General features: G+C 47.1%; 14 protein-coding genes and 1 other RNA gene. 6 read left to right on the forward strand and 9 right to left on the reverse strand.

Going from position 1 to position 14,584, the window contains the following annotated elements:
• Positions 1-24: 24 nt before the first annotated feature.
• Together ubiH and GWI56_RS01220 are read right to left on the reverse strand one after the other, a co-directional pair.
• The gene (ubiH, locus tag GWI56_RS01215; RefSeq protein ID WP_198571915.1) at positions 25-1,266 is read right to left on the reverse strand and encodes a 2-octaprenyl-6-methoxyphenyl hydroxylase; all 1,242 of its coding nucleotides are present in this window, start codon (positions 1,264-1,266) and stop codon (positions 25-27) included.
• 179 nt (positions 1,267-1,445) lie between these two features.
• Positions 1,446-2,021, reverse strand: a complete 576-nt coding sequence (locus tag GWI56_RS01220; RefSeq protein WP_105252998.1) for a UPF0149 family protein — start codon at positions 2,019-2,021, stop codon at positions 1,446-1,448.
• Positions 2,022-2,256: 235 nt separating this feature from the next.
• Between GWI56_RS01220 and GWI56_RS01225 the strand changes: the two genes are divergently transcribed.
• From GWI56_RS01225 to GWI56_RS01235, 3 genes are all read left to right on the forward strand, one after another.
• Positions 2,257-2,559, forward strand: coding sequence for a cell division protein ZapA (locus GWI56_RS01225; RefSeq protein ID WP_198571916.1), 303 nt, complete (start codon positions 2,257-2,259; stop codon positions 2,557-2,559).
• Positions 2,560-2,676: 117 nt separating this feature from the next.
• Positions 2,677-2,857, forward strand: a non-coding RNA gene (gene ssrS, locus GWI56_RS01230) — 6S RNA.
• A gap of 9 nt (positions 2,858-2,866) precedes the next feature.
• On the forward strand, positions 2,867-3,565 hold the full coding sequence (locus GWI56_RS01235) for a 5-formyltetrahydrofolate cyclo-ligase (protein ID WP_198571917.1): 699 nt from the start codon (positions 2,867-2,869) through the stop codon (positions 3,563-3,565).
• 137 nt (positions 3,566-3,702) lie between these two features.
• Here the strand turns inward: GWI56_RS01235 and folM are convergent, their stop codons facing one another.
• Entirely contained in the window at positions 3,703-4,449 is a 747-nt protein-coding gene (gene folM / locus GWI56_RS01240) for a dihydromonapterin reductase (protein WP_198571918.1), read from the reverse strand.
• A 253-nt stretch (positions 4,450-4,702) separates the two neighbouring features.
• On the opposite strand from folM, the gene GWI56_RS01245 reads away from it, so the two are divergent.
• Positions 4,703-5,101, forward strand: coding sequence for a DUF393 domain-containing protein (locus GWI56_RS01245; RefSeq protein WP_198571919.1), 399 nt, complete (start codon positions 4,703-4,705; stop codon positions 5,099-5,101).
• Positions 5,102-5,196: 95 nt separating this feature from the next.
• Here GWI56_RS01245 and mdh read toward each other — a convergent pair whose 3' ends face one another.
• A complete protein-coding gene (mdh, locus tag GWI56_RS01250) occupies positions 5,197-6,132 on the reverse strand; it encodes a malate dehydrogenase (RefSeq protein ID WP_198571920.1) in 936 nt (311 codons plus the stop codon).
• A 294-nt stretch (positions 6,133-6,426) separates the two neighbouring features.
• Here mdh and argR point away from each other — a divergent pair, with 294 nt between their 5' ends.
• On the forward strand, positions 6,427-6,897 hold the full coding sequence (gene argR / locus GWI56_RS01255) for a transcriptional regulator ArgR (protein WP_006080175.1): 471 nt from the start codon (positions 6,427-6,429) through the stop codon (positions 6,895-6,897).
• A 147-nt stretch (positions 6,898-7,044) separates the two neighbouring features.
• Here the strand turns inward: argR and GWI56_RS01260 are convergent, their stop codons facing one another.
• Positions 7,045-7,677 (reverse strand): NAD(P)-dependent oxidoreductase, encoded by a 633-nt coding sequence (locus GWI56_RS01260; RefSeq protein ID WP_198571921.1) that lies wholly within the window; start codon positions 7,675-7,677, stop codon positions 7,045-7,047.
• A 106-nt stretch (positions 7,678-7,783) separates the two neighbouring features.
• Between GWI56_RS01260 and GWI56_RS01265 the strand changes: the two genes are divergently transcribed.
• On the forward strand, positions 7,784-8,686 hold the full coding sequence (locus tag GWI56_RS01265; protein ID WP_113939097.1) for a LysR family transcriptional regulator: 903 nt from the start codon (positions 7,784-7,786) through the stop codon (positions 8,684-8,686).
• Between the two features lie 73 nt (positions 8,687-8,759).
• On the opposite strand, the gene GWI56_RS01270 is transcribed toward GWI56_RS01265, so the two are convergent.
• The 4 genes from GWI56_RS01270 to GWI56_RS01285 all read right to left on the reverse strand — a co-directional run bounded on the left by GWI56_RS01270 (position 8,760) and on the right by GWI56_RS01285 (position 14,512).
• Positions 8,760-9,695: a Dyp-type peroxidase gene (locus GWI56_RS01270; RefSeq protein ID WP_173496718.1), complete on the reverse strand. Its 936-nt coding sequence runs from the start codon at positions 9,693-9,695 to the stop codon at positions 8,760-8,762.
• A 248-nt stretch (positions 9,696-9,943) separates the two neighbouring features.
• The gene (ggt, locus tag GWI56_RS01275) at positions 9,944-11,656 is read right to left on the reverse strand and encodes a gamma-glutamyltransferase (RefSeq protein WP_198571922.1); all 1,713 of its coding nucleotides are present in this window, start codon (positions 11,654-11,656) and stop codon (positions 9,944-9,946) included.
• A gap of 145 nt (positions 11,657-11,801) precedes the next feature.
• Positions 11,802-12,881, reverse strand: coding sequence for an ABC transporter ATP-binding protein (locus GWI56_RS01280; RefSeq protein ID WP_028759403.1), 1,080 nt, complete (start codon positions 12,879-12,881; stop codon positions 11,802-11,804).
• The gene (locus GWI56_RS01285) at positions 12,881-14,512 is read right to left on the reverse strand and encodes an iron ABC transporter permease (RefSeq protein ID WP_131525199.1); all 1,632 of its coding nucleotides are present in this window, start codon (positions 14,510-14,512) and stop codon (positions 12,881-12,883) included. Before GWI56_RS01285 ends, GWI56_RS01280 begins: the two co-directional genes overlap by 1 nt.
• Between the last annotated feature and the right edge of the window lie 72 nt (positions 14,513-14,584).

Here is a 14,584-nt window from a genome sequence, read left to right on the forward strand (position 1 = left end):
TTGCGATACAAGTAAATTACTGAGTTATTTCCAGCCCATTGCCTTTTGAGCGACGGGGGTTTTCAGTGGCGGAAACCAAGACAAGAGCCGTAATCCTAAGTTACGCCCCAGCGCCATGGGCCAATATTGGTTTGAAAAGCCACGGACTAAAAATTCGATATTTAGGATAGTGCTGTTTCTGTCGTGCTCGCGGGCATTAAGGTACGCATGGGTCACAGCGGCGGAGCCGATATCTTCGCCCTGCGCGAGCGCCGTTTGGATCACCTCGAGCAAGCTCACCACATCCCGCAGCCCTAGGTTAAATCCTTGCCCCGCAATCGGATGCAGTGTCTGCGCCGCATTGCCGATAAACACACATCTGTGATGAATTGGCCTTGGCATATAAGACAAATTAAGCGGATACGCATGGCGCGCGCTGACATCGATAAACGTGCCCGCACGATAACCAAAGGCCTGTTGCAGCGCCGCTAAAAACTCAGCCTTAGGCGCGTCTTGCATCTGTTTAGCCCGCGCATCATTGAGCGCCCACACGAGAGAAAAGCGAGGTTGACCTTGGCTATCAGCCATAGGCAATAACGCTAAGGGACCCGTTTGGGTAAAGCGCTCATAGGCCCAATGTTTGTGAGGCCTATTGGTTGGCAAATCGGCGGTTTGAATATTGGCAATAATGGCCGTTTGCTCAAAGGCCACTTGGGTCACAGGCAAATTAAAACTGCTGCGCACTTTGGATTGCAAACCATCAGCGGCAACCACAAGTTTGGCTTTAATTCGCTCGCCCGTATCGAGCACTAAGGTGTGACCTTCAACGGCGGGTTCTACTTGGGCAAGCTTGGCGGGGCAATAGAGTTTGACATTACTCTTATTCAACTCGTTAAACAGCACTTGGCCAACTCGTTCAAGCTCAACCACTTGGCCTAGGGCATCTAAATGAAACTGCGCCGCATTGAGTTCTGTCATGCCAAAGTGGCCGCGATCCGACACATGGATATTTTCAATCGCAGTGCCCAAATGGGCGAGCTTTTGCCATAAACCTAAACGGGATAATTCGAAAATCGAACCATGGGCGATAGCAATAGAGCGGGCATCGAACCCTGGGTGTTGCTTATCGGGAAGGTGCGCTTCGATTAAGGCGATAGAAAGTGGCCGAGCTGCGGATAAAGAAAGACGCGCGAGAGCTAACGCTAGGGTCGCCCCCGCCATGGCACCGCCTACAATCGCGATGTCGACGTGTTGAACTGAAGTATCCATGTGATTTGTGGCCGTCATGGGGATCTCATTCAAGCTTTGGCATAACACTAAGGCATGTAAACATAAAAGATGTAAACATCAATGCTATGCACTCAAAAACACCAGTGCTGTGGACTCAAAGGCAGGTTTGCCCACCTTTGACATCTAATGAAACCACTACTGTGTTAACTTATTGAACATTAAAAAACTGCGGTAAATTAATGCACCACCGCAGTATCGTCAGCCTCACCATGGGGAAGCTCAGGACCAAATTCCGAGTAACACATGATGGCTGCAATACGTACAAACTCGAGTAATTCAGTGTAAGCGGCTTCGGATTCCTCATCGTCGGCAACATCAAATTCCACTTGGGCAATTTCCGCCAAGTCTTTGATCACTTCACGTACCTCTGCCGAGGCTTGATTCAGTTTCGGCTGAATAATCGCCATGCCAGTCAAAAAACTCTGGGTCCACAGGGACAAGGCTTCAACACGTTGGCTGAGCGGCTCTTCTTCTTCAGGCAACAGCGGCATGAAACCAAATTCAAAATCCACTAAACGCGTCACTGAATCGTTAAACAAATCACACACTAATTGGTGCAACTGCGCTGGCAAAGGTTGACCATCGTTCATCAGGTCGAATAAAGGCTTGATCCAAGTGTCGCCAGTTTGCTCTACACCACCGCAGATTAAACCGACTAAAGCACCGTGAACTTCTACCGGATGCTGGCCGATTTCAGCCGCATCTAAGGCGAGTTTTAAGCTGTCGATACGTAACGAAGGAGGGGTTGCCATATCAGATCCCAATAAGATTTTTCCAGCAGCAATGCTAGCAGAGATAAAGACTTGAACCAATACTGAATCCCAATAATGGCAAAATCGGCCACGCCCTGATAAAAAACTATCCAACTGCTCACACAAACAGCAAACAAAACCGTCAAAGACCAATCCATTTGCAGCTTACCTTGCACTTTTAAGATCAGCCCTATATAGTCCGCCCTAAGAGGCTAACGAAAGGATCACCCGCGACATGAGTAACAGTGCTGTTGAAATTACCCTACTTGGGCGCACCTACTCTATCGCTTGCCCGAAAGGTCAAGAGGATGCCTTACGTACGGTAGCGTTAGGAGTTGAACAACAACTCAGTGCGTTAAAAAACCGAACCAATAGCCTAAGCCGTGAAGAAATTGCGATCATGGCGGCGCTGAATATTGGACACGAGTTGTTCCAAGAAAAGCAAAAAAATAAGCACTACATGCAACAGATGGACGACAGGATCAGCTTGCTGCAGTCGACCCTCGAAAGTGCCTTAGTTGAGCGTTCAACTAAATAGATTTAAACTGTGCACCTTAGTGATTTAACACCAATTGAGTTAAACCAACTGACGCACAGTGAATGGCTAAACTGGCTTATTTAAATAAACCAATGCTTTAGCGATTCAATACCGTTTTGCTCCCTGGGATGCATGCCAACTGGTAATGTCCCTGTGCCGATAATTTTTATCTCAGGGTGAATGCTTTACTGACATTGTGCATGCTCGGCTTGTACCGAGAAGCCTTAGGAGGTAATCATTTACCCGCCTTGAACCTACGGTTCAAGGGCTACATCGGTAGCGGCATTCTGGGGAGCATCTTAATTCTATGTCTACATCTTCCAAACTTTCTCATTTGAATACCCAAAGCGACACGGCGCACCTTGCCGTAGAAGTCGCTGATGCCGTAGATGTCGCAAGCTATGCGGCAAATATCGCACTCCATACAAAAGAAAGCCGCAATCAGTTACGCAAAACCATTCGCACCGCCCGTAAATCTCTCTCCGAAATAGAACAAACCCAAGCAAGTTTAAACGCCTGCCAGCGAATGCTCGATGCATTGCAGGCCAACAAAGCGCAACATGTGGCGTTATATCTCACCCATGATGGCGAACTCGCCACGCCACCGCTGATCGCTGTGCTATGGCAAATGGGCATAAACACCTATCTGCCTAGGTTACATCCCTTCAATGCCGGACAATTATTATTCCTGCATTACACCGCAGATACCCCTATGCAACCCAATCAATTCGGCATCTTAGAACCTAAATTAGATGTGCGCGCCATTATCCCAGTGACAGAGTTAGATGTTGTTATCACACCATTAGTGGCTTTTGATTTAATGGGAAATCGTATGGGCATGGGCGGAGGCTATTACGATAGGACGCTGGCAAACTGGCAGCTTAAAGGTAAACCTTTGCCTATGGGTTACGCCCACGACTGTCAGCAAGTTGTGAGTTTACCCTGCGAGCATTGGGATGTGCCTTTGCCATTTATCATCACCCCAAGTCGGGTACTGACGTTTTGAAAAAGAAGGATCTAGAAGCTAGGGCGCTTCGCTGCTAGAAAAAGCAGAGCGTCGCTCCATAACGACTTCTTCTTGAATCTAGATTCTAGAGCCATGCAATGGCGCTCTAGAGGCCGCAGGCCGTTCTATATTCGTCTTTATTTCAAATGCCGGCCACCATCGACATTATGGCAGCGACCACTGACGTAGCGGCTATTCAGCAGATATTCCACTAAGTCGATAATTTCCTCATTCCCCGCCTCTTTCGGCAACAGCGCTTTGGCTAAGGTTTTTTGCTGATAGGCAGCGTCATCACCCGCATTAAATAGGATCATCGCAGGCGCAATCGAATTCACTTTGACCTCGGGCGCAAATTTGGCGGCAAAGGATAGCGTCATATTGTGCAGCGCGGCTTTACTGGCGGCATAGGCGATATGCTTCTGACTGCCCTTCTCTGCCACATAGTCAGTAATATGAATCACATCACTGCCGCCGATTTCATCGCCAGCAGCCGCACGTAGCTGCGCCTCTAAGGCCAAGTTCAACTGATAGGGTACGCTCACATGCACTTGCATCATGCGCTGCAGCACTTGGCTCGGCGCAAAAGTGGTACTCTTTAAAGATTCATTCTTTGTAAGCACAGGATCAGGCAGCCAGTCAGAGGCATTGTGAATAATGGCGCGAATTTGCGGCAATTTAGCTAACTCAGCAATTAAGGTTCGCACTTGGGCATCGTCATAAAAATCGCAGGGATACAGGGTCGCACCTAAGGTGGTAAGCTCATCAATGCTAGCGTAATGGCTGCGATAAGTACCAATCACGCGCTGACCTTGGGCGAGAAAATGTTTGGCTAAGGCGTAACCTATGCGTTTACCTACGCCTGTGATTATGATGGGAGATGTCATACCTATCCTTTTGAGTCGTTATTTGTCAGGCTTTACCTTGTTCACTTAAAAATCAGCAATCAAGTTAAACTGATGAATAACCAAGATGTTACTGCACTCATTTGAATTTAACCTAACAAAAAGCCAAATGAGGGGCTGATCCGTTCTACAATCGCTTCGATCTAAAACCCTTTCTTCTGCGTATAGGGTAGAAGAAAACCAAGCTTGAGTACTCACTTCAAGTATTGTGATCAAGTCATCAGAGGTAATACCGATGGAACTGCGGATTTTTTACGATGGGAATTGTCCATTATGTAGCGCCGAAATGCGTCAACTGAAAGCGCGCGATCCGAAGAACTTGATTGCGCTTGAGGATTTAAATGCGCCAGACTTTAGTGAGCGCTTCAGCCATATCAATAAAGACTACGCCAATACGATTCTACATGGCGAAACCGCAACGGGCGAAGTGTTACTCGGGTTAGATGTCACTTGTAAAGCGTGGGCACTGACAGGGACGCGCGCCTGGATCCAACTATTACGCCTGCCCGTGATTAAAACTGTCGCCGATTGGTGCTATCTCAGATTCGCAAAACACAGATATCGCATCTCTTATTTACTGACGGGCAAAGCCCGCTGCGATGATAACTGCCAAATTCCCACTAAGCGCCGCTGAATGAGCTTTAGAAAGAGTAAAACGCAGGCATAAAAAAACGGAGCTCAATGGCTCCGTTTTTAATTCGTCATAATCTAAAAAGATTATCCGAAAGATTATTTAACGAAATCAACGCCTAGTTTGATATCGCCTTTCAGCGTATCTAACATAGAATCACGAGCGTTAGCTTCGAATGCACTCACTTCACCGTAAGGCAGTACTTTTTCAATACCGTTTTTGCCTAACAACACAGGTTGTGCGAAGAATTCAGCATGCTCGCTGCCGCCGTCAACATAGGCGCATTCAACGATGTTAGCTTCGCCTTGCAGACCACGAACCAGAGACAGACCGAAACGGCAAGCCGCTTGACCCATAGACAGAGTCGCGCTTCCGCCACCGGCTTTAGCTTCAACCACTTCGGTACCCGCGTTTTGGATGCGAGTCGTCAAACTTGCCACTTCTTCGTCAGTGAAAGTCGCGCCTTCAACTTGAGACAGTAATGGCAGAATGGTCACGCCGCTGTGGCCGCCGATCACATTGACTTTAACGTCAGCAACGTTCAGGCCTTTTAATTCGGCGATGAAAGTTTCAGAGCGAATCACGTCTAGAGTCGTGATACCGAACAGACGGTTTTTATCGTAAACACCCGCTTTTTTCATCACTTCGGCAGCGATAGCTACGGTCGTGTTAACTGGGTTAGTGATAATACCAATCAAAGCGGTAGGGCAAGTTGCCGCTACTTTTTCGATCAGGTTGCGAACGATACCGGCATTGATATTGAACAGATCGGAACGATCCATACCAGGCTTACGCGCAACACCAGCAGAAATTAGAACAACGTCAGCACCCACTAGGGCAGGCGTTGGATCTTCACCAGCAAAACCTTTGATTTCAACAGCAGTTGGAATGTGGCTCAAGTCAACCGCAACACCCGGAGTTACCGGTGCGATATCATATAGAGACAATTGTGAACCCGCAGGCAATTGAGTTTTTAACAGTAGGGCAAGAGCCTGGCCGATACCACCAGCAGCACCAAGTACAGCAACTTTCATAGTTATCTCCGTTATTTCTCGGATATGTGTGACATGGATCTAATTTGCGTTGGCGTCACATTACTGGAATGTCACAACAATTTCAATTATCCCTTAGTCGTGGGACAAAAGAATTCCGGAATAACGTAGAAGCAATGTAGAACAATTACTCAAATTGGGATTTTTACGCCCCCTACAAACGCTTAACCACTGGGACTTAGTGAATTTTTATTCAACCAATCTGGTTATTTGTTGACAATTTTTCTAAAAATATTCAAAATGGGCCTGTTTTTTTGAATAACGAATAATAATATTATGCAAACGACCAAGAATCAGGATGACCTTGTTAGAATTTTTAAGTCGATTTTAAAAGAAGAGCGCTTTGGCTCTCAGAGTGAAATCGTCACCGCCTTGCAAGCTGAAGGCTTTGGTAATATTAACCAATCAAAAGTGTCACGCATGCTCAGCAAGTTCGGCGCAGTGCGGACTCGCAACGCTAAGCAAGAGATGGTGTATTGCTTACCAGCCGAATTAGGCGTACCCACCGCGGGTAGCCCACTGAAGAATTTGGTACTCGACGTCGATCACAACCAAGCTATGATCGTCGTGCGAACTAGCCCTGGTGCCGCGCAGCTTATTGCCCGCTTGTTGGATTCTATCGGTAAACCAGAAGGCATTTTGGGTACGATTGCCGGTGACGACACTATCTTTATTTGCCCATCGAGCATCCAAGATATCGCCGATACCTTAGAAACCATCAAATCTTTATTCAATTACGCAGAATAAAAAAACAGGTCAGTGAGCTGACCTGTTCTATTTCATCTGTACCCATTTCTGTCCAATTTTGCGCTGATTATTTGGTCGTTGTCCCGATTACGTTACAGATTACAGCACAATATCTAACTCACCATATCTAACTCAACTGTAGCGATATCAGTAAGCCACACTGATGCGCTGATTTGCGTGAGTGCCCTGTTCGGCTTCGTCTAACATGGCTTTTGCGTAATCGGTTACAGAGATACGGCTTTGACCATTAGCATCGGTAAAGAAGCTGTCGCCACCAAGACGGTACGGGCCTTCACTCTCACCGGGATAAATCTCAGCCGCTGGGCTCACAAACGTCCAATTGATTGCCGTTTGCGCCGCACGGAATACCTTCAAGGCTTCACCCTGAGCTAACGCCTCATCTTTATATGCTGCGGGGAAATCTGGGCTAGAGACCAGCGTCACACCCGGCGTCACTTCTAAACTCCCAGCACCACCGACCCACAATAAACGTGGCACGTTAGCGTTAGGCAGCACATCCAGTAAACGCTGAACCGTACTCGCCACTAGACCATGATTTTGTTGGGCGCGGCCACCAACGGCGGCAATCACGACATCTACGCCAGCAAAGGTATCGGCGACCAATGGCTGCTCTAAATCCACGGCACGTACTGCCACATCAGCTACGGATAACTTGCTTGGATCACGCACTAACGCTGTCACTTGATGTCCACGACTCTGTGCTTCTTTTAAAATTGCACCACCGATCCAACCCGTTGCACCTAAAATTGCGATTTTCATTTCATTGTCTCACTCAGATGATTTACATTGGATCCAGTTTACTTGCAGTTTTTCACCTAATAAACATCAATAATTGAGCATGATTGTTTCAATATAGGATACTAATGTGGATAAAATTGCCGCAATACGCAGTTTCGTCGAAGTCGCAAACTGTGGCAGCTTTACCAAAGCTGCCGAACATTTAGACCTCAGCCGCCTGCAGGTTTCCCGTCATATTCAAGAAGTGGAGCAGTGGTTGAGTTTACGCTTATTACACCGCACCACGCGCAGCGCCAGCTTGACTTTGCAGGGTGAGGAAGCGCTACAATTTTGCCAGCGGATCTTAAGTGAAGTTGCGGCCATGGAGAGCCGTGCCCACAGCCATAACAGTGAACTGGTAGGCAGTATTCGTATCGCTACGCCTATTGGCCTAGGGCAGCACAGTCTGTTTGATGTCGTCGATCGCTTTATTAAAATTCATCCTAAGGTCAACATTCAACTGGTGATGTCGGACAGTTTTGCGCAATTGGTAGATGAGCGAGTCGACGTGGCGCTACGTTATACCGAGCAACCCGATGAGAATCTCATAGCTCGGCGTTTGATGACCATAGATGCGGTACTTTGCGCGGCGCCGAGCTATCTTGATAGCGCAACGCCACTCCTCGAACCCATTGATCTACTGGCCCACAACTGCCTCATACACTCAGCGCAACAAAACTGGCCTTTTCTAAAAGAACTGCAAGCCGAGCACGTCAAAGTTACAGGGAATCTTAGGGCTAACGATATGGGAGTGTTGGTCAGTGCGGCGCTACGTGGACATGGCATAGTGCGTTTACCCTGTGACTTGGCTAACCAATACCTTGCCAGTGGTCAGCTCAAAGAAGTCTTACCCGAATTTACGACACCAGGCCAAACCCTGTGGGCGGTATATTTGTCCCGCAGTTATCAGCAAAATCTAGTGCGCGCCTTTATCGATTTCACCGCCCTGCAATGGCAGCTCGATATCAAAAAATGGGTTCCCGCGCATTAGCATAAAAAAACGCACTTAGGCGTTAGCTTAAGTGCGTCTCGATTGATGCTAATTCGGCTTGATTATAGAAAGCTTATTCGTCGAACTGCAGCATAAAATCCAGTGCGGGGGCAAAGAAAGATGAACCTGTCATCGCCTTAGTAAAATGCATCAAGTGATCATGATTGCCTGCGCCATCACCAAACATCATGCTATGCAGCATCTTTTCAAAATGTTCTGGCGTGCGGCAGTTAGAGATAAACATTAATCCCTGCTCCTTCAGCGAACCATAGGGCATACTCTGACGCAGGATCTCCATTGATTTACCATCGGCATCTTTAAGATTAACGCGCTTGATATGGCTGGTCAGTGGCTTATCTTCAGATTCATACTCGATATTATCTTGCTTAGTACGGCCGATAATATCCTCTTGTTTTTTAACTGGTAATCTATGCCACTTACTCAAGTTATGGGCATATTTTTGCACATGGATATAGCTGCCACCCTTAAACTCAGGATCCTCATCACCCACAAGTGCCACTTCCTGGCGGTGACGCCCCTTAGGGTTTTCGGTACCATCGACAAAACCAGTCAAATCACGGCTATCCATAAATCTAAAGCCACGCTCTTCTTCAACTAACTCCACTAAATCTTCAAACATTTGGCTGATTTCATTAGCCACTAAATGCAGAATATCGTAACGATCACTGCGAATATGCACGAATAAATCATATTCAATTGCAGGTGCTTCACGACTGCCCACTTGCATCGCAGGGAAAGGTTTAAGCAGTTCTGGGCGAGCAGTAGGATAGAGGCTATCCCAATAATTAGCACCAATACCAACAAAACCATTGAATGCACTGTCGGAATATTGATCTGTCAGCTCATAAATATACTGCGCAACGTTGGCAAGACAGGGACGTAATTGCGACTCGACATTGTCATTGGCATTAAACATCAAATAGACACTGTGTAAGTTCCCCTCTGCACACACACCCAACTGTTCACGCGGCATATTTTGAATATCCATTTGGTTATCACCCTTTTTCTAAATTCATTTTCGGCAATATTATCCGCAACTTTACCTAAAAATGACATTAACTAACGCACAGTTTGCTCTGATCTGTTTATGATAATGCCAATAGCGGAGCATTATCCCACCCAAGACCCTTAAACATAAAAATTGACGAGACCATTAAAGTCTCGCCAATCAGTTAAATCGAATCCATGACGTCAGGTTCACTCAGTGTTAAGCTTACCTTAGCATTTATCTTAGTGTTAATAGCCTGCGGCGTGACCATCCTTGCGACTCTCAGAGGCCGCACGATATACGCCGGTTTCAGCATTGAATCCAATGGCTTGATAGCCACCAAACTCCCCAAGTCCATCACGCAGCACATGGCCTTTCTTAATCAACTCACGACGGGTTTCTACCGGAAAACCTGATTCCAGACTGACGTAGCCACCATCATTCATCACTTCGCCTGTGGGCTCGGTTGAACCCATATGCAAAATTCTGGGGGCATCGCCCGCTTCTTGCAAGTTCATTTTAAAATCAATCAGATTCATTACAATCTGCGCGTGCATTTGTGGCTGAGTCGCGCCGCCCATCACCCCAAAGCTCAGCCAAGGTTTACCGTCTTTGGTCACAAAAGCCGGAATAATGGTATGGAATGGACGCTTGCCCGGTGCGTAGGTATTAAAACGCCCTTCCGTTAAATCAAACATTTGCCCGCGGTCTTGCAGCACAAAGCCGAGATCCGGCGGTGTCATCCCTGACCCCATACCACGGTAATTACTCTGAATGAGTGACACCATGTTGCCATCTTTGTCGGCGGTAGTCAGGTAAACAGTATCACCATGTTGCAACGCTGGATTACCCGCATCGACACTCTTGGCGGCTTTTGTAGGGTCAATTAACTTAGCGCGATCATAGTTATATTTCTGTGAGATAAGCTCGGTAACGGGCACTTTATTAAAGGCCATGTCGGCATAAAACTTAGCTCTGTCAGCAAAGGCGAGTTTCTTTGCTTCGACAAATAAATGGACATATTCAGGACTATTAAAGCCCATGGCAGCCACATTAAAGGGTTCCATGGTTTTTAAGATTTGTAGCGCCGCAATGCCTTGACCATTAGGTGGCAGTTCCCACACATCGTAACCACGGTAGTTCACCGAAACGGGATCTATCCAGTCGCTAGTATGGCTCGCTAAGTCATCATAACTTAAATAACCACCTTGGGATTTCATGTACTTATCGATACTTCTGGTAATATCACCTTTATAGAAAGCATCGCGGCCACCCTTGGCAATTTTCTCATAAGTGTTAGCAAGCGCGGGATTTTTAAAGATTTCCCCTACAGTAGGCATCTTACCATTAGGCATATAGGTTTCTTTAAAACCTGGGAATTTAGCCAGTTTTTTACCACTGCCATCAAGGTAATAGGCAATCAACTCTGACACAGGGAAACCATCACGGGCGTAATGAATTGCAGGCGCGAGGTTATCGGCCATAGCTAATTTACCAAACTTATTATGCAGCTCGTACCAACCGTCAACAGTACCCGGTACAGAAACTGGCAAAGGTCCAAGCGGCGGTAAATAGTCTAATCCGAGGGATTTAAGCTTTTCTAAACTTAAGGATTTGGGACTGCGCCCCGATGCATTAAGACCATAGAGGCGTTTATCTTTTGCGCTCCAGACGATAGCAAATAAGTCCCCACCGACACCCGAGCCCGTTGGCTCGACTAACCCTAACATGGCGTTAGCGGCAATCGCTGCATCGACCGCACTGCCGCCCTGTTTGAGTATATCAATAGCGACTTGTGTAGCTAAAGGCTGACTGGTCGCCGCCATCCCTTGGGTTGCATACACTTCTGATCGCGTTGCGAAGGCTTTACCTGTGATCCTATCCATGGCCATCACTCCTGAAGACGATATTGCCGTTGCTACAATAACGAGGGTGCAAATTGAATTTATTGTTTTTATCATAATTCCTCCAAAACCGGAGGATAAAAGTAGCAAGGATGGTCGAAAATATCACCAACCAATACCGCATAGACCCAAGTTTAACGTAAGCAAAAATGTCGTACTTTAGTTGGCTATGCTATATCAGCATTGAATAAATACTCATCGCTTAGATTGGGTCCCCACAGTTTGAATATGCTGAAGATTCAAACAACACAAGCGAATGCGGCTCAGTCGTTACCCCAACCTTTTGACCAATACTTAGCTGCATCATTTGGCTACGCACCTCCACATAATAAGCATGGGAAGCGGCCTCGATTTTGACCCAATAATGACAAAAGGCGCCTAAGAAACGTCGCTCAGTGATAGTACCAACGCCCTGTTCATCGGCGCTGAGCGTCAATTGCTGTGGTCGCAAGAATACTGTTCCGCTGAACTCGCTCGGCAAATTTAATGGCGTGAGGCTGGTTAAATGACCTATAGGAGTGACAACACTGTGCCCATCAAACACTGCTGCAGGTAAGTAATTACCGCTACCTAAAAAGTCCGCCACATAGCGGCTGTTTGGGGCGGCATATAAAGCTTCGGCACTACCATGCTGCACTATGATGCCTTGATTAAAGATGGCTAAAGTATCTGCAAATACAAAGGCTTCATCCTTGCTATGAGTAACAAACACCGCGCTGACATTACGCTGTTTTAAGATGCTGCGAATTTCCGCCATCATCTCATAGCGCACTTGGGCATCAATATTAGAAAAAGGCTCATCGAGCAGCAATAACTGCGGCTCATAAGCAAGTGCCCGCGCAATCGAAACTCGCTGCTGCTGACCGCCAGATAATTCATGGGGATAACGCTGTGCCAACCCTTCAAGTTTGACCAAAGCTAGCATTTCATCCAAACGTGCCTGACGTTCTGCGCCCGACAATCTAGCCACCCCAAAGAGGATATTTTCCGCCACAGTCAAATGAGGGAAAAGCGCATAGTCTTGAAAAATCATGCCGATGCCGCGCTGCTCGCTAGGTACAAACTGGCTATCGCCACTCACTATGCGGCCATTAATCTGGATTTCACCTTGGCTTATGGCCTGTAATCCAGCAACCGCACGTAATAAGGTCGTCTTGCCACAACCGCTTGGGCCTAACAACGCCAGGATTTCCCCTTGGGCGAGCGTTAAACTCAAACCTTTAAGTACTTGCTGGCCCTGATAATCGCTATGAATTTGCTTAAGCTTGAGCGTACTTGTCATCAGCTGTGATGCTCCAATGAACGGTTTAAATAAATAAGCGGCACTAAACCCACCAGTACAATCACAATAGCAGCTAATGCGCCGTGCTCGAGTTTTTCATCGGACGCAAACTGGAATACATAAGTTGCAAGATTCTCAAAGCCGATAGGCCGCAGCAATAACGCAGCGGGCAGTTCCTTCATGCTTTCGATAAACACCAATAAAGCGCCCGCAAATAATCCCTTAGCAAGTAAAGGCAAATGCACCCGCCGCAAAAGTTGCCGAGGAGTTTGCCCCATGGTCAGACTCACCATGTCTAGCGATGGCGAGATGCGTTTATAACTGCTTTCAACACTGCCAATCGCAATTGCCACGAAACGCACACAAAAAGCAAAAATCAATGCCATCACACTGCCTGTAAGGATAAGGCCTGGGCCTGCTATGCCGACAAGATCTGCCAGATCGTTAATCGCAAAATCTAACATAGTTAAAGGCACTAATACCCCAATAGCCAGCACAGTGCCAGGTAAGGCATAGCCCGTCGAAGCTAACCGTGAGGGCAAAGCATCACTCTGTCTTGGGCTTATCCGGCGAACGAACATAAGCAGTAAGGCGATTAAGCAACAGAGTAAACTGGTGATCAGCGCTAGACTGAGGCTGTTAAGACTCAATTGCCAAAAACTCTTATCCCAGCTTTGTTCAAAGTAACCAATCGCATAGGATAATAAAATCCCGAAAGGTAACAGAAAGGCTAATAGCAATAGCATGCCGCAAAAGCTGAGTGCGACCAAGGTTTGAGTCATCGAGAGTCGATACAAGTCAGTGACTTGTATACGTGATTGTTTTTGGAATAACTGCTGTTTACGACGGGCAAAACGCTCAAATCCAATCAGACTAAATACCACCAGCAAGATAATCGCCGATAACTTAGCGGCGGCGGTCAAATTGCCATAACCCAACCAAGTGTCGTACACGGCTGTCGTTAAGGTAGGCACGGCAAAATAGTTAACCGTTGCAAAATCAGCGGCCGTCTCCATCGCCACTAAAGCCACCCCAACGGCGAGCGCAGGCCTTGCCATAGGCAAAGATAAACGCCAAAAACTTTGCCACGGTGAACAGCCCATAATGCGCGAAGCATGGGCCAAACTTAAGGATTGCTCCATAAAAGCGGTACGCGCCAAGAGATAAATATAGGGAAACAATACCAGCGACAACATACACGCCGCGCCGCCTAAGGTACGAATATCGGGGAAGAAATAATCCTGCGGTGAGTCCCAGCCAAATATCGAACGAAGACCGCGCTGCACTGGCCCCGCATAATCGAGTAAATCGGTATAGACGTAGGCAACAATATACGCAGGCATAGCGAGGGGCAATAATAGCGCCCATTGCAAATATCGCCTGCCTACAAAGTCACAACGAGCCATCAACCAAGCGCAAGGTAACGCGAGTAATAACGCCCCCAGACTCACCCAGAAAATCAGCAATAAACTATTAATGATATATGTCGGCAGAACCGTTGCCATCAAGTGCCCAAACACGGCTTCGTCAGGCTGAAAAGCTTGAAATATCAACGCAAATAGTGGCAATACCAGCAAGGCGGCCACGGCATAACCAGCAAGCGACCAGCTTCTGGCTAATCCTAAAATCATGTCAATCCTTAAAACGTCACAGCGCCAATCACTGGCGCTGATAACCTAAATCTGCATTTTGTCGCTAGCACT

The sequence above is a fragment of the Shewanella sp. DW31 genome (assembly GCF_015767295.1).
GTDB lineage: Bacteria > Pseudomonadota > Gammaproteobacteria > Enterobacterales > Shewanellaceae > Shewanella > Shewanella oncorhynchi.

Excerpts from the sequence above, each read along its gene's own strand:
- GWI56_RS01270 (WP_173496718.1), bottom strand. The coding sequence starts at position 9,695 with ATGGATATTCAAAATATGCCGCGTGAACAGTTGGGTGTGTGTGCAGAG.
- GWI56_RS01220 (WP_105252998.1), bottom strand. The coding sequence starts at position 2,021 with ATGGCAACCCCTCCTTCGTTACGTATCGACAGCTTAAAACTCGCCTTA.
- GWI56_RS01285 (WP_131525199.1), bottom strand. The coding sequence starts at position 14,512 with ATGATTTTAGGATTAGCCAGAAGCTGGTCGCTTGCTGGTTATGCCGTG.
- GWI56_RS01235 (WP_198571917.1), top strand. The coding sequence starts at position 2,867 with ATGTCTACATCTTCCAAACTTTCTCATTTGAATACCCAAAGCGACACG.
- GWI56_RS01260 (WP_198571921.1), bottom strand. The coding sequence starts at position 7,677 with ATGAAAATCGCAATTTTAGGTGCAACGGGTTGGATCGGTGGTGCAATT.
- folM (WP_198571918.1), bottom strand. The coding sequence starts at position 4,449 with ATGACATCTCCCATCATAATCACAGGCGTAGGTAAACGCATAGGTTAC.
- GWI56_RS01245 (WP_198571919.1), top strand. The coding sequence starts at position 4,703 with ATGGAACTGCGGATTTTTTACGATGGGAATTGTCCATTATGTAGCGCC.
- mdh (WP_198571920.1), bottom strand. The coding sequence starts at position 6,132 with ATGAAAGTTGCTGTACTTGGTGCTGCTGGTGGTATCGGCCAGGCTCTT.
- GWI56_RS01225 (WP_198571916.1), top strand. The coding sequence starts at position 2,257 with ATGAGTAACAGTGCTGTTGAAATTACCCTACTTGGGCGCACCTACTCT.
- ggt (WP_198571922.1), bottom strand. The coding sequence starts at position 11,656 with ATGATAAAAACAATAAATTCAATTTGCACCCTCGTTATTGTAGCAACG.
- ubiH (WP_198571915.1), bottom strand. The coding sequence starts at position 1,266 with ATGACGGCCACAAATCACATGGATACTTCAGTTCAACACGTCGACATC.
- argR (WP_006080175.1), top strand. The coding sequence starts at position 6,427 with ATGCAAACGACCAAGAATCAGGATGACCTTGTTAGAATTTTTAAGTCG.
- GWI56_RS01280 (WP_028759403.1), bottom strand. The coding sequence starts at position 12,881 with ATGACAAGTACGCTCAAGCTTAAGCAAATTCATAGCGATTATCAGGGC.